The 18,657-nt window shown below is 71.3% G+C and carries 16 protein-coding genes; 5 read left to right on the top strand and 11 right to left on the bottom strand.

The annotated features are described in order from the left end of the window. Positions 1 to 68: 68 nt before the first annotated feature. Together ACFVYX_RS05910 and ACFVYX_RS05905 are read right to left on the bottom strand one after the other, a co-directional pair. Positions 69 to 1,907: an SDR family oxidoreductase gene (locus tag ACFVYX_RS05910; protein ID WP_389680109.1), complete on the bottom strand. Its 1,839-nt coding sequence runs from the start codon at positions 1,905 to 1,907 to the stop codon at positions 69 to 71. Beyond that, positions 1,907 to 2,752, bottom strand: coding sequence for a M24 family metallopeptidase (locus ACFVYX_RS05905; protein WP_389680107.1), 846 nt, complete (start codon positions 2,750 to 2,752; stop codon positions 1,907 to 1,909). The genes ACFVYX_RS05910 and ACFVYX_RS05905 overlap by 1 nt, the downstream gene beginning before the upstream one ends. A 251-nt stretch (positions 2,753 to 3,003) precedes the next feature. Between ACFVYX_RS05905 and ACFVYX_RS05900 the strand changes: the two genes are divergently transcribed. Genes ACFVYX_RS05900 through ACFVYX_RS05885 form a run of 4 tightly spaced genes read left to right on the top strand, consistent with a single transcriptional unit; the run spans position 3,004 to position 6,519 of the window. Continuing rightward, a complete protein-coding gene (locus tag ACFVYX_RS05900; RefSeq protein WP_389680584.1) occupies positions 3,004 to 3,969 on the top strand; it encodes an ABC transporter ATP-binding protein in 966 nt (321 codons plus the stop codon). After that, positions 3,966 to 4,877: an ABC transporter permease gene (locus ACFVYX_RS05895; protein ID WP_389680106.1), complete on the top strand. Its 912-nt coding sequence runs from the start codon at positions 3,966 to 3,968 to the stop codon at positions 4,875 to 4,877. Before ACFVYX_RS05900 ends, ACFVYX_RS05895 begins: the two co-directional genes overlap by 4 nt. Then, positions 4,874 to 5,785 carry an ABC transporter ATP-binding protein gene (locus tag ACFVYX_RS05890; protein WP_389680105.1) on the top strand — a complete coding sequence of 304 codons (912 nt, stop codon included), beginning with the start codon at positions 4,874 to 4,876 and terminating at the stop codon, positions 5,783 to 5,785. Before ACFVYX_RS05895 ends, ACFVYX_RS05890 begins: the two co-directional genes overlap by 4 nt. Before the next feature lie 14 nt (positions 5,786 to 5,799). Continuing rightward, complete coding sequence (locus tag ACFVYX_RS05885; RefSeq protein ID WP_389680104.1) at positions 5,800 to 6,519, top strand: ABC transporter permease; 720 nt, start codon at positions 5,800 to 5,802, stop codon at positions 6,517 to 6,519. Between the two features lie 143 nt (positions 6,520 to 6,662). Here ACFVYX_RS05885 and ACFVYX_RS05880 read toward each other — a convergent pair whose 3' ends face one another. After that, complete coding sequence (locus tag ACFVYX_RS05880) at positions 6,663 to 7,949, bottom strand: CynX/NimT family MFS transporter (RefSeq protein WP_389680103.1); 1,287 nt, start codon at positions 7,947 to 7,949, stop codon at positions 6,663 to 6,665. Then, entirely contained in the window at positions 7,949 to 8,626 is a 678-nt protein-coding gene (locus tag ACFVYX_RS05875; protein WP_389680102.1) for a FadR/GntR family transcriptional regulator, read from the bottom strand. The genes ACFVYX_RS05880 and ACFVYX_RS05875 overlap by 1 nt, the downstream gene beginning before the upstream one ends. A 121-nt stretch (positions 8,627 to 8,747) precedes the next feature. On the opposite strand from ACFVYX_RS05875, the gene lpdA reads away from it, so the two are divergent. Beyond that, complete coding sequence (lpdA, locus tag ACFVYX_RS05870) at positions 8,748 to 10,151, top strand: dihydrolipoyl dehydrogenase (protein ID WP_389680101.1); 1,404 nt, start codon at positions 8,748 to 8,750, stop codon at positions 10,149 to 10,151. Between the two features lie 374 nt (positions 10,152 to 10,525). Here lpdA and ACFVYX_RS05865 read toward each other — a convergent pair whose 3' ends face one another. From ACFVYX_RS05865 to ACFVYX_RS05835, 7 genes are all read right to left on the bottom strand, one after another. Beyond that, positions 10,526 to 11,332 (bottom strand): HAD family hydrolase, encoded by an 807-nt coding sequence (locus ACFVYX_RS05865; RefSeq protein WP_389680100.1) that lies wholly within the window; start codon positions 11,330 to 11,332, stop codon positions 10,526 to 10,528. Next, positions 11,329 to 12,618 carry a serine--tRNA ligase gene (serS, locus tag ACFVYX_RS05860; protein WP_389680099.1) on the bottom strand — a complete coding sequence of 430 codons (1,290 nt, stop codon included), beginning with the start codon at positions 12,616 to 12,618 and terminating at the stop codon, positions 11,329 to 11,331. Before serS ends, ACFVYX_RS05865 begins: the two co-directional genes overlap by 4 nt. Before the next feature lie 496 nt (positions 12,619 to 13,114). Beyond that, on the bottom strand, positions 13,115 to 14,050 hold the full coding sequence (gene pheA, locus ACFVYX_RS05855; protein WP_389680098.1) for a prephenate dehydratase: 936 nt from the start codon (positions 14,048 to 14,050) through the stop codon (positions 13,115 to 13,117). A 48-nt stretch (positions 14,051 to 14,098) separates the two neighbouring features. Next, positions 14,099 to 15,370, bottom strand: coding sequence for an iron uptake transporter deferrochelatase/peroxidase subunit (gene efeB, locus ACFVYX_RS05850; RefSeq protein WP_389680097.1), 1,272 nt, complete (start codon positions 15,368 to 15,370; stop codon positions 14,099 to 14,101). A 3-nt stretch (positions 15,371 to 15,373) separates the two neighbouring features. Further along, positions 15,374 to 17,413 (bottom strand): copper resistance CopC/CopD family protein, encoded by a 2,040-nt coding sequence (locus tag ACFVYX_RS05845; RefSeq protein WP_389680096.1) that lies wholly within the window; start codon positions 17,411 to 17,413, stop codon positions 15,374 to 15,376. Positions 17,414 to 17,466: 53 nt separating this feature from the next. Then, a complete protein-coding gene (locus tag ACFVYX_RS05840) occupies positions 17,467 to 17,925 on the bottom strand; it encodes a copper chaperone PCu(A)C (RefSeq protein WP_389680095.1) in 459 nt (152 codons plus the stop codon). Then, positions 17,922 to 18,641 carry an SCO family protein gene (locus ACFVYX_RS05835; protein WP_389680094.1) on the bottom strand — a complete coding sequence of 240 codons (720 nt, stop codon included), beginning with the start codon at positions 18,639 to 18,641 and terminating at the stop codon, positions 17,922 to 17,924. The genes ACFVYX_RS05840 and ACFVYX_RS05835 overlap by 4 nt, the downstream gene beginning before the upstream one ends. Positions 18,642 to 18,657 lie beyond the last annotated feature (16 nt).

Raw genomic sequence — 18,657 nt, 5'->3', positions numbered from 1 at the left:
GGGGCCCCTCCTGGGAGGGATCGTACGGCCGCCGCCCCGAGGCGGCGGCCGGTGCCCGCCCCGTCCGACTAGGCCGGCGGCTGCCAGCGCGCGAGGGCCCGGAGCGCTCCCGGGCTGAGGCGGGACAGGAAGTGGGCGCCCCGGGCCTCCGGGGTCACCGGCACGACGGCCCGGTCGTGCAGGACCGCCCCCAGGATCGCGTCGGCGACCTTCTCCGGCGGGTAGTTCCGCAGGCCGTAGAGTCTCGACGCCTTCTTCTGGCGCCGCTTCTCCTCCGCCTCGTCCGTGACCCCCGCGAACCGCGCGGTCGCCGTGATGTTGGTGTTGACGATGCCGGGGCAGATCGCGGAGACCCCGATGCCCTGACCGGCCAGCTCGGCGCGCAGGCACTCGCTGAGCATCAGCACCGCCGCCTTCGACGTGCTGTAGGCGGGCAGCGCCCGGGAGGGCTGGAAGGCCGCCGCGGACGCCGTGTTCACGATGTGGCCGCCCTGGCCGCGCGCGGTCATCTGCGCGCCGAAGACGCGGCAGCCGTGGATCACACCCCACAGGTTGACGTCGAGGACCCGCTTCCACTCCTCGCTCGTCGTGTCGAAGAAGGAGCCGGTGAGCCCGATGCCCGCGTTGTTGACCAGCACGTCGACGGTCCCGTACTCGCTCGCCACCTTCGCCGCCAGCTTCTCCATCGCCTGCTCGTCGGCGACGTCGACGGTCTCGCCCCAGGCCTCGGGGGCGCCGATCAGCCGGGCCATCCCGGCCGTGCGGACGGCTCCCTCGGTGTCCCGGTCCACGGCCACGACCCGGGCGCCGGCCTCCGCGAAGGCGAAGGCGGTGGCCCGACCTATGCCGCTGGCCGCCCCGGTCACCAGGACCAGCTGCCCGCCGAACCGCTCCGCGTACTCCGGCTTCACGCCGCTCCTCGCCGCCGTGGCCGTGACGGTCCGGGAACCGGGAGCCTTGGTCGCCGGCTCCTCGTTGGCCCGGACGAACGCGCCGATCCAGGCGGACAGCTGGTCCGGCCGGGTGCGCGGCACCCAGTGCTTCGCGGGCAGCGTGCGCCGGGTCAGGTCCGGCACCCAGGTGCCCAGGTCGTCGTAGAGCCGCTCGGAGAGGAAGGCGTCACCGGTCGGCGTGATCAGCTGCACGGGCGCGTGCGCGTACGCGTCGGGGCGCGGCCGCCGGAGCCGGGCGCGGACGTTGTCCCGGTAGAGCCAGGCGCCGTGCGCCGCGTCGCCCGGCAGTGAGGGCGTCGGGTAGTCGCCGGCCGGCACCTTCTCCATCCGCTCCAGGATCCTCGGCCAGCGCTTGCCGAGGGGGCCGCGCCAGGCGAGCTCGGGAAGGACGGGCGTGTGCAGCATGTACACGTACCAGGATTTGGCGCCCTGGCCGAGGAGCTGGCCGACCCGGCGCGGGGTGGGCCGGGCCATCCGCTGCTTGATCCAGTGCCCGAAGTGGTCGAGGGACGGCCCCGACATCGAGGTGAAGGAGGCGATCCTGCCCTCGGTGCGCCGGACGGTCACGAACTCCCAGGACTGCACCGAGCCCCAGTCGTGGCCGACGAGGTGGACCGGCCGGTCCGGGCTGACGGCGTCGGCGACCGCGAGGAAGTCGTCCGTCAGCTTCTCCAGGGTGAAGCCGCCGCGCAGCGGGGCCGGCGCCGTCGAGCGGCCGTGGCCCCGGACGTCGTACAGGACCACGTGGAACTCCTCGGCGAGCCGGGTCGCGACCTCCGACCACACCTCCTTGGAGTCCGGGTAGCCGTGCACGAGGAGGACCGTCGGCCGGTCCGTCTCGCCGAGCTCGGCCACGCACAGCTCGATCCCGCCGGTCCTGACCCGGCGCTCCCGCGCGCCCTTGAGCCCCGCCGATCCTGCCGGCTCCGTCGTCGTGTCGCCGCGCCCTGCCATCAGACCGTCCCCTCGTTCCAGCGCCGCACGTGCGGCAGATCGTCGTCCAGCCAGAACGCGCTCTGCTCGGGGTCCCGGGAGTCGGTGACGACCAGGATCTCCTCGAACTTCGCGCCCGTCCCCCGGAATCCGAGGTGCGGCTCGACCGCCCACAGGCCGGGCTTCGGCGGGTGGTCGGAGAACGTGTACGGCGACCAGAGCGGCGACCAGCCGTCCCGGTGGCCGTGCAGGGCGTCGCTCGCGAGGCCCTTGAGGGCCTGGGTGCCGAAGCCGAAGAGCGTCGGGGACCAGCGGCGCTCCTTCACCCGGTCGATCTTGTGGGCGATGACGCCGAAGGGATAGGCACGGTGCCGGTTCGCGTATCCCTGGCGGACCATGAGCCGGTCCACGTCCTCGTAGATCTCGCGGAGCGTGCGGCGCTCGCGCACCTCGCGCAGGATCAGCTCGCGGTGGTCCCTGAGGTCGGCGAGCAGCTTGTCGTGCAGGGGGTCGAGCCCCAGGCAGCCGCTGTAGCCGATGTCGGCCGTGTAGCCCTTGTGGACCGGTGCCATGTCGAGGATGAACGGCATCCCCGGCTCCAGGCGCCGGTTCGTCGGGAAGAACTGCAGCGGGACCTTGAAGTCCACGAAGGCGGTGCGGTCGCCGAACCAGGCGAACGGCCGGTGGAACCAGTCCCGCACCCCCCGCTCGTACAGCCACTCCCGCTGCATCCGCGCCGCCTCGCGCTCGGTCACGCCGGGTTTGAGCTGCGCCGCGACGGCTTCCGCGCATGCGTAGGAGAGCCGCTGTACTTCCCTGAACCCCCGCAGCTCCGCGGAGAGTTCCCCTGTCACTGCCGAGGCCATGCCACCCGCCGTCCTGTGTGAGCGCCCGATCGCACTACGCGTCCGTAACCTGCCATCGATGAATGTGACAATGCCCGGCGGCTACGTCAAGGGGTCGGGGCGCGAGGCTGTGGAAAAGTCCGACGGCCCGACCTGTGGAAAAGACTTTGGTCGCGACGCCCCTACGGGCTTGTACTCCTGTAGTCGGACAAGGATCGAGCCGTTGGGCTGACGACCGCTGTGTTCCACGCCACTACCGTCGAAGCGTGACTGTGATCGCGACCGAAAGCCTCAGCAAGCGGTTCCCCCGGGTGACCGCTCTTGACCGGCTCTCCCTGGACATCGGACCCGGTGTGACCGGACTCGTGGGTGCCAACGGAGCCGGCAAGTCCACCATGATCAAGATCCTGCTCGGACTCTCCCCCGCCACGGAGGGCCGCGCCGAGGTCCTCGGCCTGGACGTCAGCACGTCCGGCGCCGAGATCCGTGAGCGCGTGGGATACATGCCCGAGCACGACTGCCTGCCGCCCGACGTCTCGGCCACCGAGTTCGTCGTCCACATGGCGCGGATGTCCGGGCTGCCCCCGACCGCCGCCCGCGAGCGGACCGCCGACACCCTGCGCCACGTGGGTCTCTACGAGGAGCGGTACCGCCCGATGGGCGGCTACTCGACCGGTATGAAGCAGCGGGTGAAGCTCGCCCAGGCGCTGGTCCACGACCCGAAGCTGGTCCTCCTCGACGAGCCGACCAACGGCCTCGACCCGGTCGGCCGGGACGAGATGCTGGGACTGATCCGCCGGGTCTGGACCGACTTCGGCATCTCCGTCCTCGTCACCTCGCACCTCCTCGGCGAGCTGGAGCGCACCTGCGACCACGTCGTCGTCATCGACGGCGGGAAGCTGCTCCGCTCCAGCTCCACCAGCGACTTCACCCGGACCACCACGACGCTCGCGGTCGAGGTCACCGACTCCGACGACCACCCCGACGGCACGACGGCGCTCCGCGCCGCCCTCGCCGCGGCGGGTGTCACGATCCACGCGGGCGTGGAGGAGGGCCTGCCCGGCGCCGGCCACATCCTGCTCCTGGAAGCGCCGGGCGAGGAGACGTACGACCTCGTGCGGGACACCGTCGCCGGACTCGGCCTCGGTCTCGTCCGCATGGAGCAGCGCCGCCACCACATCGCCGAGGTCTTCAAGCCCGAGGCGTCCCCGCAGCCCGAGGAGGTGCCGGCCCGATGAGCACCCAGATCCCCCAGCCCTCCCAGGCCGCTCCCGACACGACGCAGATCCACAACATCGGCTACCGGTCGTACGACGGCCCGCGCCTCGGCCGGGCGTACGCGCGCAGGTCGCTGTTCTCGCAGTCGTTGCGCGGCGCGTACGGCCTCGGCCGCAGCGCCAAGTCCAAGGTGCTGCCGATGCTGCTCTTCGGCGTGATGTGCGTCCCGGCGCTGATCTTCGTCGCGATCGCGGTCTTCACCAAGCAGTCCAAGCTGACGATCGAGTACACGCAGTACGCGATCTTCCTCCAGGTCGTCATCGGCATCTACCTGGCCTCGCAGGCCCCGCAGTCGGTCTCCCGCGACCTCCGGTTCAGGACCGTGCCGCTGTACTTCTCCCGCCCGATCGAGCGTGCGGACTACGTCCTCGCCAAGTACGGCGCGATGGCGTCGGCACTCTTCATCCTCACGGCGGTCCCGTTGCTGATCATGTGGATCGGCTCGCTGCTCGCCAAGATGGACTTCGCCGAGCAGACCAAGATGTTCGGCCAGGGACTCGTCTCCGTGGCGCTGCTCTCCCTGCTCTTCGGCGGCATCGGCCTGGTCATGGCGGCCCTCACCCCGCGCCGCGGCTTCGGCGTCGCCGCCGTGATCGGCGTCCTGACCATCTCGTACGGCGCGGTCTCGACGCTCATGGGCATCGCCTACGCCACGGAGAACACGGGGGCCATCGAGTGGCTCGGCCTGTTCTCGCCGATCACCCTCATCGACGGCGTGCAGACCGCCTTCCTCGGCGCACCGCCCATGTTCCCCGAGCTCGGCGGCCCGGGCGCCGGTGTCGGCGTGGTCCATCTGCTGGTCGTCCTCGCGCTCATCGCCGGCTCGTACGGCATCCTGATGCGCCGCTACCGAAAGGTCGGGCTGTGACCACGCTCCACATCGACCACGTCTCCCGCTGGTTCGGAAACGTCGTGGCCGTGAACGACGTCACGATGACGGTGGGCCCGGGTGTCACCGGCCTCCTCGGACCGAACGGCGCCGGGAAGTCCACCCTGATCAACATGATGGGCGGCTTCCTCGACCCCTCCACCGGCACCGTCACCCTCGACGGGAAGACGATCTGGGGGAACGAGTCGGTCTACCGCGAGATCGGCGTCGTGCCCGAGCGGGAGGCGATGTACGACTTCCTCACGGGCCGCGAGTTCGTCCTGGCCAACGCCGAGCTGCAGGGCCTCGGTGCCGCGGAGGCCCAGCGGGCCCTCGGCACGGTCGAGATGGAGTACGCCCAGGACCGCAAGATCTCCACGTACAGCAAGGGCATGCGGCAGCGCGTGAAGATGGCCTCGGCCCTCGTCCACGAGCCGTCCGTGCTCCTGCTCGACGAGCCGTTCAACGGCATGGACCCGCGCCAGCGCATGCAGCTGATGGACCTGCTGCGGCGGATGGGCGCGGACGGCCGCACGGTGCTGTTCTCCTCGCACATCCTGGAGGAGGTCGAGCAGCTCGCCTCCCACATCGAGGTGATCGTGGCCGGACGCCACGCGGCATCCGGTGACTTCCGCAAGATCCGCCGGCTGATGACGGACCGGCCGCACCGCTACCTCATCCGCTCCAGCGACGACCGGGCGCTCGCGGCGGCGCTGATCGCCGACCCGTCCACGGCCGGCATCGAGGTCGATCACGGTGAGGGCGGTCTGCGCGTGCAGGCGGTGGACTTCGGGCGGTTCACGGAGCTGCTGCCGAAGGTCGCGCGCGAGCGGGGGATCCGTCTCCTGACGGTCTCGCCCTCGGACGAGTCCCTCGAATCCGTCTTCTCGTACCTCGTCGCGGCCTGAAAGGAGTCTGACCGATGTACAACCCCACAGTCGCCCGGCTCACGTACCGGGCCCTCCTCGGCCGCCGCAGGGCCCTGATCCTCTTCCTGCTGCCCGGCATGCTGCTGCTCATCGCGGCGGCGATCCGCGTCCTCAGCGGTGCGGACGACCAGGCCGCGGCCGACGTCCTCGGCGGCTTCGCGCTCGCCACGATGGTTCCGCTGATCGGCGTGATCGCCGGGACGGGAGCGATCGGTCCGGAGATCGACGACGGTTCGATCGTCTATCTGCTCTCCAAGCCGGTGAAGCGCTCCTCGATCATCTTCACCAAGCTGATCGTGGCGATCGCGGTCACGATGGTCTTCTCGGCGGTGCCGACGTTCATCGCCGGGTTCATCCTCAACGGCAACGGCCAGCAGGTGGCCGTGGCCTACACGGTGGCGGCCCTGGTGGCCTCCATCGCGTACAGCGCGCTGTTCCTGCTGCTCGGCACGATCAGCCGGCACGCGGTGGTGATCGGCCTGGTCTACGCCCTGGTGTGGGAGACCCTCTTCGGCTCCCTGATCGCCGGCGCGCGGACCCTGAGCGTGCAGCAGTGGGCGCTGGCCCTCGCGCAGAAGGTCACCGGCGACGGCCTGATCACCTCCGACGTCGCGCTCCCGACGGCGGTGGCGCTCCTCGCGGGTGTCACGGTCGCGGCGACCTGGTTCGCCGGGTACAGGCTCAGCAGACTGACCCTGGCGGGCGAGGAGTAGCACCGGAAGAACACCGATGCGGTACGACTCCGCGGGTCGTCCCCCCACCCCGGGAGCCCCACCGGCGAGCCGTACCGCATCCCCCTCGCCCCCGACCGCCCGGTTCCGCGCGCGTCCGGAACCGCCCGGTTCCCCGCCGCTCCTCAGACCGTCCGGTTCCGCGCCGCGAGCAGACCCACGGCGAGGGCCGCCGCGCAGACGGCGAGGACTCCGCAGATCGGCAGGGTCCAGGAGCCGGTGGCCTGGTGGAGGGCGCCGGCCGCCGGCGGGCCGGCCGCGGCGAGCAGATAGCCGACCGTCTGGGCCATCCCGGACAGCCGGGCCGCGGTCACCGCGTCCCTGGAGCGCAGGACGATCAGGGTCAGGGCGAGACCGACCGCACCGCCCTGGCCGACGCCGAGCACGGCCGACCAGAGCCAGGCGCCCTCCACGGGCGCCACCATCAGACCGGCGTAACCGGCCCCGACCAGCGTGGTGACAAGGACGATCAGCGGGCGCTGGCTCCGCATCCGGCCGGCGAGCAGCGGCACCACGAAGGCTCCCGCCACCTGGATCAGATTGTTGAAGGCGAAGACGACACCGGCCGTGGAGCGGCTCATCCCGTGGTCGGTGAAGATCGTCGGCATCCAGGCGATCAGCACGTACGACCACAGCGACTGCAGCCCCATGAAGAGCGTGACCTGCCAGGCGAGCGGCGAGCGCCAGACGCTCACCGCGCGGGCGCCGGCGGCCGGGACGGCCCGTACCACATGGCCCGTACGGCCGCGGGCGATCAGCACCTGGGGAAGCCAGGCGAGGGCGGCGACCGCGGCGAGCAGCGACCAGAACGCGAGCGAACCCTCCCAGCCACCGCCCAGTGCCTTCTCCAGCGGCACCGCGGCCGCGGCCGCCAGCGTCGCCCCGGCGATCATCGCACCGGTGTAGACCGAGGTCATCGCCGCCGCCCGGTCCGGGAAGTCACGCTTGATCATGCCCGGCATGAGCACATTGAGCAGGGCGATCGCCGTACCGACGAGGACGCCGCCGCCGTACAGCGCGTACACGGACGGCAGCACGCGCGCGAGGATGCCGAGGCCGAGCAGGAGCAGGGCCGCGAACAGGACGCGCTCGGCACCGAACCGGCGCCCCAGCCAGGGCGCGACCAGCGCTCCCACGCCGAGGAACAGCACGGGCACCGAGGTGATGAGGGAGGAGGCCGTCGCGGAGAGTCCGAAGGATGCGGAGATCTCACCGACCAGGGGCGCCACGCTCGCGAGGGCGGCCCGCATGTTCAGGGAGGCCAGCACGATCCCGGTGAGGAGCAGCGCCGGGTGGGCGAGCAGGGCCCGGCGGGCCGACGCCGCCGAGGCCGAGGTCAGGACGCCGGCCCCGGCGGCGACGAGCACCGGGGCCTCCGGCGGGGTCTCCGCCGTGTGTGTCCCGCCGGCCATCAGGCGCGCTCCGTCAGCGCCGCGACCGTCTCCATCGGCACCCGCAGCAGCTCGCGGGCCTGCCGCTCCGCCGCGTCCGGGTCGGCCGCCTCGATCGCGGCCACCAGCGCCTCGTGGGCGTCGATGTCGACCGGCGGCATCTCCCGGTCGCCGAGGGCCTCCACGAGGACCTCGTGGACCTGTGCGGAGAAGAACCGGTACACCTCGACGAAGGCCGCGTTGTGCGTGGCGCCGACGACGGCCAGGTGGAAGGCGAGGTCCGCGTCCGCGTCCCGGTCGCCCTCCTCGCGCAGGGAGGTGAGGGCGGCCCGGAGCCTCAGCAGGTCGTGGGTGTCCCGGCGGGCGGCCGCGAGCCGGGCGGCCTCGGCCTCCAGGGCGACCCGGAGTTCGAGGACGTCGGCGGCTCCGGCGTGCCGGACGCCGCGCAGGACGGCCGCCGGATCAGCGGTCGACCTGACGAACGTGCCGTTGCCGTGCCGGGACTCGAGCAGTCCCGCGTGGACGAGGACCCGGACCGCCTCGCGGACGGTGTTGCGGCCCACGCCGAGCTGCTGCGCCAGCTCGTGCTCGGTCGGGACGCGGTCGCCGACCGCCCACTCGCCGTCCGCGAGCTGGGCGCGCAGCTGCTCCACGACCGTGTCCACCAGCGAGGTCCGCCCCGCCGCCCTGAGTGCCATGCCGTTCCGCCCTCCATTTGCCCGGTTGCCCAGTCATCCTACAACTGACCATGCCGTGAACACCGGACTACTGTGGGCTCGTACGCGGACCGAACACCCTCACCACCCTCGGGAGTCAGTCATGTCAGACCGCTTCGACGTCGTCGTACTCGGAGCTGGCCCCGGCGGCTACGTCGCCGCCATCCGCGCCGCCCAGCTGGGCAAGCGGGTCGCGGTCGTCGAGGAGAAGTACTGGGGCGGTGTCTGCCTGAACGTCGGCTGCATCCCCACCAAGGCGCTGCTGCGCAACGCCGAACTCGCCCACATCTTCAACCACGAGGCCAAGACCTTCGGCATCAAGGTCGACGGCACCGTCACCTTCGACTACGGCGACGCCTACCGCCGCAGCCGCACGGTCGCGGACGGCCGCGTCAAGGGCGTCCACTTCCTGATGAAGAAGAACGGCATCACCGAGTTCAACGGCCGCGGCACCTTCCTCGACGCGAACACCCTCCAGGTCGCCAAGTCCGACGGCACCTCGGAGACGATCCAGTTCGACAACTGCATCATCGCCACCGGCGCCACTCCGCGACTGCTCCCGGGCACCGCCCGCAGCGAGCGCGTCGTGTCGTACGAGGAGCAGATCCTCGCCGAGGACGCCCCGCAGTCGATCATCATCGCCGGCGCCGGCGCCATCGGCATCGAGTTCGCGTACGTCCTCAACAACTACGGCACCAAGGTCACGATCGTCGAGTTCCTCGACCGGATCGCCCCGCTGGAGGACGAGGAGGTCTCCAAGGAGCTGGCGAAGCAGTACCGCAAGCTCGGCATCGACGTCCTCACCTCCACCCGCGTCGAGACCATCGACGAGTCGGGCCCGCAGGTCCGTGTCACCGTCACCGGCAAGGACGGCGCGAGCAAGGTCCTGGAGGCCGACAAGGTCCTCCAGGCCATCGGCTTCGCCCCGAACGTCACCGGTTACGGCCTGGAGGCGACGGGCGTCGCCCTGACCGAGCGCGGCGCGATCGACGTCGACGGCCGCTGCCGCACCTCGGTGCCGCACATCTACGCCATCGGGGACGTCACCGCGAAGCTGATGCTCGCGCACACCGCCGAGGCCATGGGTGTCATCGCCGCCGAGACCATCGGGGACGCCGAGACCATGGAGCTCGACTACCCGATGATCCCGCGCGCCACCTACTGCCAGCCGCAGATCGCCAGCTTCGGCTGGACCGAGGCGCAGGCCCGCGAGAAGGGCTTCGACGTCAAGGTCGCCAAGTTCCCCTTCGTCGCGAACGGCAAGGCGCACGGTCTGGGCGACGCCACCGGATTCGTCAAGATCATCGCGGACGCCACGCACGGCGAGATCATCGGCGCCCACCTGATCGGCCCCGACGTCACCGAGCTGCTGCCCGAGCTGACCCTGGCCCAGCAGTGGGACCTCACCGTCCACGAGGTCGCCCGGAACGTCCACGCGCACCCGACCCTCGGCGAGGCCGTGAAGGAAGCGATCCACGGCATCGCCGGACACATGATCAATTTCTGAGGTCTCTCACGGGCTTCGGATGACAGGCGCGCGCTGAGACTGCCGAGCGAAGCCCCGCGAACAGCGGAATCCAGCCGGGTGGCGAACCGTCCCGACCGATCAGGTCGTGGGCGCGTTCGTCACCCGGTACGCGTCTCCGGCCGGCGGCCGTCGCCGTCACGGCACGCATCACCGCGACCCCGAAAACCAGTCGACCCCGAACAGGGGCCCGGAGGACACTGGTTGTGCGGGGGAAACGGGGGATCTCCCGGAAACGGCCGCTTCGAGCGCGCGGACCCAGGTCCGCGCGAGGCCGTGCGCGCGAAGGCCCGCTCCTCCGGGGAGCGGGCCTTCGTACGCGTTCCGGCCGTGCTCGGGGCCGGAGAGCGCCGTGCTCAGACGGCCAGCAGGCGCTCCAGGACGAGCGCGATGCCGTCCTCCTCGTTGGAGGCCGTCACCTCGTCCGCCACCGCCCGCAGCTCCTCGTGCGCGTTGCCCATGGCCACGCCGTGGGCCGCCCAGCCGAACATCGGGATGTCGTTCGGCATGTCGCCGAAGGCGATCGTCTCCGCCGCCTTCACCCCGAGCCGGCGCGCGGCGAGCGAGAGACCGGTCGCCTTGCTGAGGCCGAGCGGGAGGATCTCCACGATGCCGGGCCCGGCCATGACGACGTCCACGAGCCCGCCGACCGTCTCACGGGCGGCCCGGGTCAGCTCGTCGTCCGTCAGCGCCGGATGCTGGATGTACAGCTTGGTCAGCGGCGCCGACCACAGCTCCGCCGGGTCGTCGTACGGGACGTACGGCAGCGGTCCTTCATGGGCCCGGTAGCCGGGGCCCATCAGGACCTCGCCCTCCAGACCGTCGCGGCTCGCGGCGAGGGCCAGCGGACCCACCTCCGCCTCGATCTTGGAGAGCGCGAGTCCCGCGAGCTGCCGGTCCAGGGTCAGCGAGGTCAGCAGCCGGTGCTCACCCGCGTGGTAGACCTGCGCGCCCTGCCCGCAGACCGCGATCCCCTCGTAGCCGAGGTCGTCCAGGATGTGCCGGGTCCACGGCACCGCCCGGCCGGTGACGACGATGTGCGCGGCGCCCGCCGCCGTGACGGCGGCGAGCGCGGCCCGCGTACGGTCCGAGACGGACTCGTCGGAACGCAACAGCGTGCCGTCGAGGTCGGTCGCGACCAGGCGGTAGGGGAAGGCGGTCACTTGGCGATCGGCTCCAGGACCTCACGGCCGCCGAGGTAGGGCCGCAGCACCTCCGGCACCCGCACCGAACCGTCGGCCAGCTGGTGGTTCTCCAGGATCGCCACGATCGTGCGCGGTACGGCGCAGAGCGTGCCGTTCAGGGTGGCCAGCGGCTGCACGGTCTTCTTGCCGCCCTGCTCGTCGCGCATGCGGACGGACAGGCGGCGGGCCTGGAAGCTGTCGCAGTTCGAGGCCGAGGTCAGCTCGCGATACTTGCCCTGCGTCGGGATCCACGCCTCGCAGTCGAACTTGCGGGAGGCGGAGGAGCCGAGGTCACCGGTGGCGACGTCGATGACCTGGAACGGCAGCTCCAGACCGGTCAGCCACTGCTTCTCCCAGTCCAGGAGCCGCTTGTGCTCGTTCTCCGCGTCCTCGGGCGCGACGTACGAGAACATCTCGACCTTGTCGAACTGGTGGACGCGGAAGATGCCGCGGGTGTCCTTGCCGTACGTGCCGGCCTCGCGGCGGAAGCAGGGCGAGAAGCCCGCGTACCGCAGCGGCAGCTTGTCGGCGTCGATGATCTCGTCCATGTGGTACGCCGCGAGGGGCACCTCGGACGTGCCGACGAGGTAGAAGTCGTCCTTCTCCAGGTGGTACACGTTCTCCGCGGCCTGGCCGAGGAAGCCGGTGCCCTCCATGGCGCGCGGACGGACGAGCGCCGGGGTCAGCATGGGGATGAAGCCGGCCTCGGTGGCCTGGGCGATCGCCGCGTTGACCAGGGCGAGCTCAAGCAGGGCGCCGACACCGGTCAGGTAGTAGAAGCGCGAGCCGGAGACCTTGGCGCCCCGCTCCACGTCGATGGCGCCGAGCGCCTCGCCGAGCTCCAGGTGGTCCTTGGGCTCGAAGCCCTCGGCCGCGAAGTCGCGGATGGTGCCGTGCGTCTCCAGGACGACGAAGTCCTCCTCGCCGCCCACGGGCACGTCCGTGTGGACGATGTTCCCGAGCTGGAGCAGGAGGCGCTTGGCCGTCTCGTCGGCGTCGTTCTGCTCGGCCTCGGCGGCCTTGACGTCGGTCTTGAGCTGCTCGGCCTTCTGGAGGAGCTCGGCGCGCTCCTCGGGCGTGGCCCTGGGGATCAGCTTGCCGAGCGCCTTCTGCTCGGATCGGAGCTCGTCGAAGCGGACGCCGGACGACCTGCGCCGCTCATCGGCGGAGAGCAGGGCGTCGACGAGCGCGACGTCCTCTCCACGGGCGCGCTGGGAGGCGCGAACACGGTCGGGGTCCTCACGGAGCAGGCGAAGGTCAATCACCCCACCAGGCTACCGGTGCCCGTTCGCCCGCCCCCACCGGATAACGTCACGCGTGTTGTTTTGCCCGTATTGGGAACTGATCGGGATCTCTGGAATGCGCGGGGCGGGGGCCCTTGCATTCAGTTATCCACAGGCTGTGCGGAAGTTCTGTGGACTACGGAGCAGATCGCTGGCATTTCCGGCCCGACGCCTGGGAATTCCGTGATCAAACCCCATTGAGGCACTCATTTGGGTGGGAATTGCTCGCTCCAAAGGGTTGGTCGAGCAGGAGTGCTGACGGCGGCGGCGGTCCGGCGCTGTGGACAGGCGGCGCGCAGTCAGGTGTGGCTAGGCCGATTTGTCGACCTTGTCGCAGTGAGCTGTCGACTTGTCCCCAGGTAATGAAGGGTCCCTGTGGATAACCGCTGTGGGTAAACGAAAAATATGCAGGTAGGACTAGTGGTTCGCGCCTGTGGACGAACGCTCCCGGCGACGGGAGCGTTCCGTCACCATCGGGTCAGGCCCGACCGTCCTGGGCCCTCGCCAGCCAGTCGGAGGCCGCCATGAACTCCCCGTCCGAGGTGCCACGCCGCAGCGCCCGAACCTCCTCGACCGCGACGCCCGCCCTCGGGTACGAGCCGAGGAAGCGCACCTTGGGGCAGATCCGCTTGAGCCCCATCAGCGCCTCGCCCACCCGCCGGTCCGCGATATGGCCCTCGGCGTCCACGGCGAAGCAGTAGTTGCCGATCCCCGCCCCCGTCGGCCGGGACTGGATCAGCATCAGGTTCACCCCGCGCACCGCGAATTCCTGGAGCAGTTCGAGGAGGGCACCCGGATGATCGTCACCCAGCCACAGCACCACCGAGGTCTTGTCCGCGCCCGTCGGGGCCGCCGGCCGGGCCGGCCTGCCCACCAGCACGAACCGGGTCTCGGCGTTCTCCGCGTCGTGGATCTCGGTGACCAGCGCCTCAAGCCCGTACGTCGCCGCCGCGAACTCACCGGCGAAGGCGGCGTCGAAGCGACCCTCCTGCACCAGCCGGGCCCCGTCCGCGTTGGACGCGGCCGACTCCCACAGCGCCTCGGGCAGGTTCGCCCGCATCCAGTTCCGGACCTGCGGCTGCGCCACCGGATGGCCCGTCACCGTCTTGATCTCCGACAGCGCGGTCCCGGGCCGCACGAGCAGCGCGAAGGCGATCGGAAGGAGCACCTCGCGGTAGATCATCAGCGGCTCGCCGGAGGCCAGCTCGTCCAGGGTCGCCGTCACCCCGCCCTCGACCGAGTTCTCGATCGGCACGAGGGCGGCGGCGGCCTCCCCGTTCCGTACGGCGTCGAGCGCGGCCGGGACCGAGACCATGGGGACGAGTTCCCTCGTCGCGGCCTCGGGCAGCGTACGCAGCGCGGCCTCCGTGAAGGTGCCCTCGGGGCCGAGATACGTGTACCGGGTGGCGGACATACCGTCACCCTAATGGGCTCCGGAGGCGCGGACGGCCCGCTCGGCGCGTCACGACTCCAGGAGCCGCTGCCCCACGTACTCGCCCTCGGCGGGGCCGCCGGGGACGGCGAAGAGGCCGCTCGCCTCATGGCGGATGAACGCGGACAGGGCGTCGCCCCGGTCGAGCTTGCGCTGCACGGGCACGAAGCCCCGCAGCGGATCCGCCTGCCAGCAGACGAAGAGGAGACCGGCGTCCGGCGTCCCGTCAGGACCGATGCCGTCGTGGAAGGAGAACGGCCGGCGCAGCATCGCCGCGCCGCCGTTCTGTTCGGGGGCGGAAATCCGGGAGTGGGCGTTGTCCGGGATGACGGTCTTCCCGTCCGGGCCGATCTTGTTCAGGTCGAGCTCGGTGGTCTCGGTACCGCCGGTGAGCGGGGCGCCGTCGGACTTCCGGCGCCCGATCACCTTCTCCTGCCGGTCGAGCGGCAGCTTCTCCCAGTCGTCGAGCAGCATCCGGATGCGCCGCACCACCGCGTACGAGCCGCCGGCCATCCACTCCTGGGCGCCGGTGGCCCCGGCCGGGACGAAGATCCGCCGGTCGAAGTCGGGGTCGGTCACCTTCGGGTTGCCGGTGCCGTCGACCTGGCCCATGAGGTTGCGGGCGGTCATCGGCTTCGCGGTGGCGCCGGCCGAGCGGTTGAAGCCGTTCATCTGCCAGCGCACCCGGGCCGCGTCACCCGCGTCCTTCTGGAGCGCGCGCAGCGCGTGGAAGGCGACGAGCGCGTCGTCGGCACCGATCTGCACCCACAGGTCCCCCTCCGAGCGCCGGGCGTCGAGGGCGTCGGAGGAGAAGGCGGGCAGCGGGTCGAGCTGGCCGGGGCGGCGCGCGGTGAGTCCGGTGCGGTCGAAGAACGTCCGGCCGAAACCGAAGGTCACCGTGAGGGAGGAGGGGCCCGCGTCGAGCGCGATCCCGGTGTCCCCGGCCGGGGCCTTGCCCGCCATGAGCGCCTTCGCCGTCGCCGACCAGCGGCGCAGCAGAGCGACGGCCTCCTTGCGACCGGAGCCCGGCGCGAGGTCGAAGGCGATCAGATGACCCCGGGACTGGAGGGGGGTGGTGATACCGGCCTGATGTTTCCCGTGAAACATCACCTCGGTCGAGCCGACCGTGGTCAGCGCGGGAGCGCCGCCGGCGCCGGTTCCGGCGGTGGTGTCATCGCCCGACGTGGCCGCCGTGACTCCGACGCCGCCGGCCGCGCCGATGACGAGCCCGGCCGCGCCCGCGGCGCCCACAGTGCCGAGCAGGCGCCGCCGGGAGATCTCAAGGTTGTCGTTCTCGGTCACGCGTCAGCCGATCTTCACGTTCTTGTCGATGGTGGTCTGGTCGATCTCGGAGGTACGGACGGTCACCTGGATCCGCCACTCCCCTGGCATCGGGATCTGGACGCCGCTCGCGGTCCAGTGCCCCGTCTGGATCCGGTCGGGGGCGACAGGCAGCGGGCCGACGTTCTTCGCCTCCAGGGTGAACGCGACCTTGATCTCGGGGACGTCCAGGGGTTTGCCGTTGGGGCGCTCCACGAAGAGGTGGAGCGCGTTGCCGCCGGTGCGGCCGGGGTCGAGGCTCAGCCGGACGACCCCCTTGCCGTCCACACCGCCGGTGTCGAAGGGCAGCCGGATGTCGACGGGCCGGTCGGGCACGGCGGCGGGACCGGAGGCGGCGGTGCCCCGCGCGGCCTCCTCCTCGGTGCGGCCGGGCTCGGTCGAGGTGAGGACGGTGGTCACGGCGAGGAGCACGACGGCGACCGCGGCCTCGGTCAGCACCGAGCGGCGCAGACCGGCCCGCTCGGGGTCGGCGTCCCGCTCCCGCTTGCGTCGAGCGGTGGCGACGGCGGCCTGCTGCCGGGCGAGCTGAGCGGCCCGCCGGGGGTCGATGGCCTCGGGCTCCGAGACGTCGCCGGTTTCCTCGGCTCCCGAGCCCTCGCCGGCCTCCTCGGCTTCCCCGGCCTCCTCGGCTTCCCCGGCCTCCTCGGCTTCCCCGGCCTCCTCGGCTTCCCCGGCCTCCTCGGTTTCCCCGGCCTCCCCAGCCTCCTCCGACTCGTTGGTCGCTTCAGTCGCTTCAGTCGCTTCAGTCGCTTCGGCCGGCGTCGGGTCGGCGAGGCGCTGGATCCAGCGGCGGGAGATCCAGGCGATGCCGAGGAGGACGCAGATCAGGCCGATCTTCACGAGGAGCAGCTGCCCGTAACGGGTCCCCGTCAGCGCCGACCAGGAGCCGACCTGGCGCCAGGACTGGTAGAGCCCGGTGGCCGCGAGGACGGCCACGGAACCGAAGGCCACCCTGGAGAAGCGCTCGACCGCCGCGCGTTCGACGGACGGCGCCCGGTAGAGGGCGACGAGCAGCACCGTGAGACCGCCGAGCCAGGCGGCGACGGCGAGCAGGTGCAGGATGTCGACGGGCATGGCGATACCGGGCTGAAGACCGGTCGAGGCGTGCTCGGCCAGCGCCCAGGTTCCGGCGATTCCCGCGGCGACGACGCTGCCGCCGATGGCGAGCCCGAAGGTGAGGTCCTTCTTCTCCTTGGGGTCGGTGCGCCGGGCGTAGGCGCCGAAGAGGACGGCGACGAAGAGCGCGGCCGCGCCGAGCAGCAGCAGCCGGGAGGTGAGCGCGGCCCCGGTCTTCGTCTCCAGGACGGCCTTCAGGCCCGCCAGGTCGAAGGCGTCGGAGAGTTCGCCGGAGCCGGTGTACGGGTTGCGCAGGAGCAGCATGACGAGGGTGGCGCCCGTGAGGGTCAGCCAGCCCCGGACGACCGCCTGCTGGACGGGCCGGACGCTCGCGCCGCGCGGCCAGCAGGCCAGGACGAAGGCTCCGCCGCCGACGAGGACGGCGAAGCCGGCGTACGAGAGGTAGCGCGCGATGCCGTAGAGGACCCCGACGGGACCGCCGCCCGCCGTCCGGTCGGGCAGGGCGACCGAGGTCGTGGACGGGGCGCCGATGGAGAAGGTGAAGGCGCCGGAGATGGGGTGGCTGTCGGCGGAGACGGTCTGCCACGCCACGGTGTAGGTGCCGTCGGGCAGCCCGGCGCGGAGCCCCACCCCGTACCGGACGATGGAGCCGCTGCACAGGTCGCGCATCTCGCCGGTGTCGGCCCGCCGGCCCGCCGGGTCGAGGACCCGGATGGAGTCGGCGCTCATGGAGACCTGTTCGGAGAAGGTGAGGTTGACCTCCTTGGGAGCGGTGGCGACCACCGCCCCGTCCTTCGGGTCGCTTCCGGTCAGTGCCGCGTGCGCGGACGCGGGGGCGGCACCGGCGAGCAGCGTGCCGAGCAGCGCGGCCGCGAGGATGAGCAGCCGCGCCAGGGCGGAACCGAGGCGCGGGGCGGTGGTTGTCATCTCTGGGTCACTCCGTCAGTTCTGTCTGCACTCCGTCAACGCGGTCCATGCGCTCAGTGCTGCCGCGGGTTGTGGTTGGCGGCCTCGACGGGAAGGTCGACCGTGATGGGGTCGGACTTCTCGAAGTGGAGCTCGATGCTGACCTTCTCGCCCTGCTTCGGCTTCTTCTTCAGCTCCATGAACATGATGTGGTTGCCACCGCGTTCCAGGGAGAGCGTGCCGTTGGCGGGGATGTCGAAGGACTTCACCTCCTGCATCTTCTGGTTCTTCGTCTCGTGGATGGTGATGTCGTCCGAGATGGGGCTGGTGACGGAGGTGAGGCGGTCCGCCGTGCCGCTGCCGTTGGTGATGGTGAGGAAGCCGCCGGCCATGTCCAGTACCGGCTGGGGCATGAACGCGCCGCTGACCTTCAGTTCGGGCTTGTCGCCGCCGGACGAGGACGAGCACCCGCTCAGCGCGAGAGCGGCGGCGAGCGCCACGGTGGCGGACAGGGCGGTGGTGCGGCGGTTCACGGGTTCTCCCCCTTGATGAGCTTCGGCAGGTCCTTGGCGTAGTCCTCGATGGTCGCGTCCTCGCCGTACAGGACGTAGCCCTGGTCGGTCGTGGGCGAGAAGGCGATCACCTGCGCTCCGTGCATGGAGACGACCGAGCCGTTCTTGTCCTTCTTCGGCGGGTCGATGCCGATGCCGATCTGCCGCGCCCCCGCCTGGATGGCGGAGAAGTCGCCGGTGAGACCGGTGAAGGAGGGGTCGCCGGCGGCGGGCAGCCACTTGGCGAGTTCGGCGGAGGTGTCCCGCTCGGGGTCGGTGGTGACGAAGACGACCTGGAGCTTGTCCTGGTCGGCCTTGGGGAGCTGCTTCTTGGCGATGGCGATGTTGCTCATCGTCATGGGACAGACGTCGGGGCAGTGGGTGTAGCCGAAGTAGATGAGCGTCGGCTTGCCCTTGGTGCGTTCCCGCAGGTCGTACGTCTTGCCCTGGGTGTCGGTGAGGACCAGCGCGGGCTTGGTGAACGGCCGGTCGAGGACGGTGGCGGCCTTGGTGGAGTCGCTGCCGCCGGAGATCTCGGCGATCGGGCCGGCGCCCTTGCCCGGCGTCTTGTCGTCGCCGCCGAACCCGACGGCCGCGGTGATGCCGATCGCGGCGACGATCGCGGCGGTGGCGATGACCAGCGGGGTACGCCGCCCGGGACGGGCCGTACCCGCCCCGGGCGTCTTCTCTGCAGACATGGTGCTTCTTTCGGGA

The organism is Streptomyces sp. NPDC058326 (assembly GCF_042879855.1).
In the GTDB taxonomy this organism is placed as follows: Bacteria; Actinomycetota; Actinomycetes; order Streptomycetales; family Streptomycetaceae; genus Streptomyces.
The sequence above is the reverse complement of the archived record's forward strand: the minus strand, read 5'-3'. Positions and strand labels throughout refer to the sequence as shown.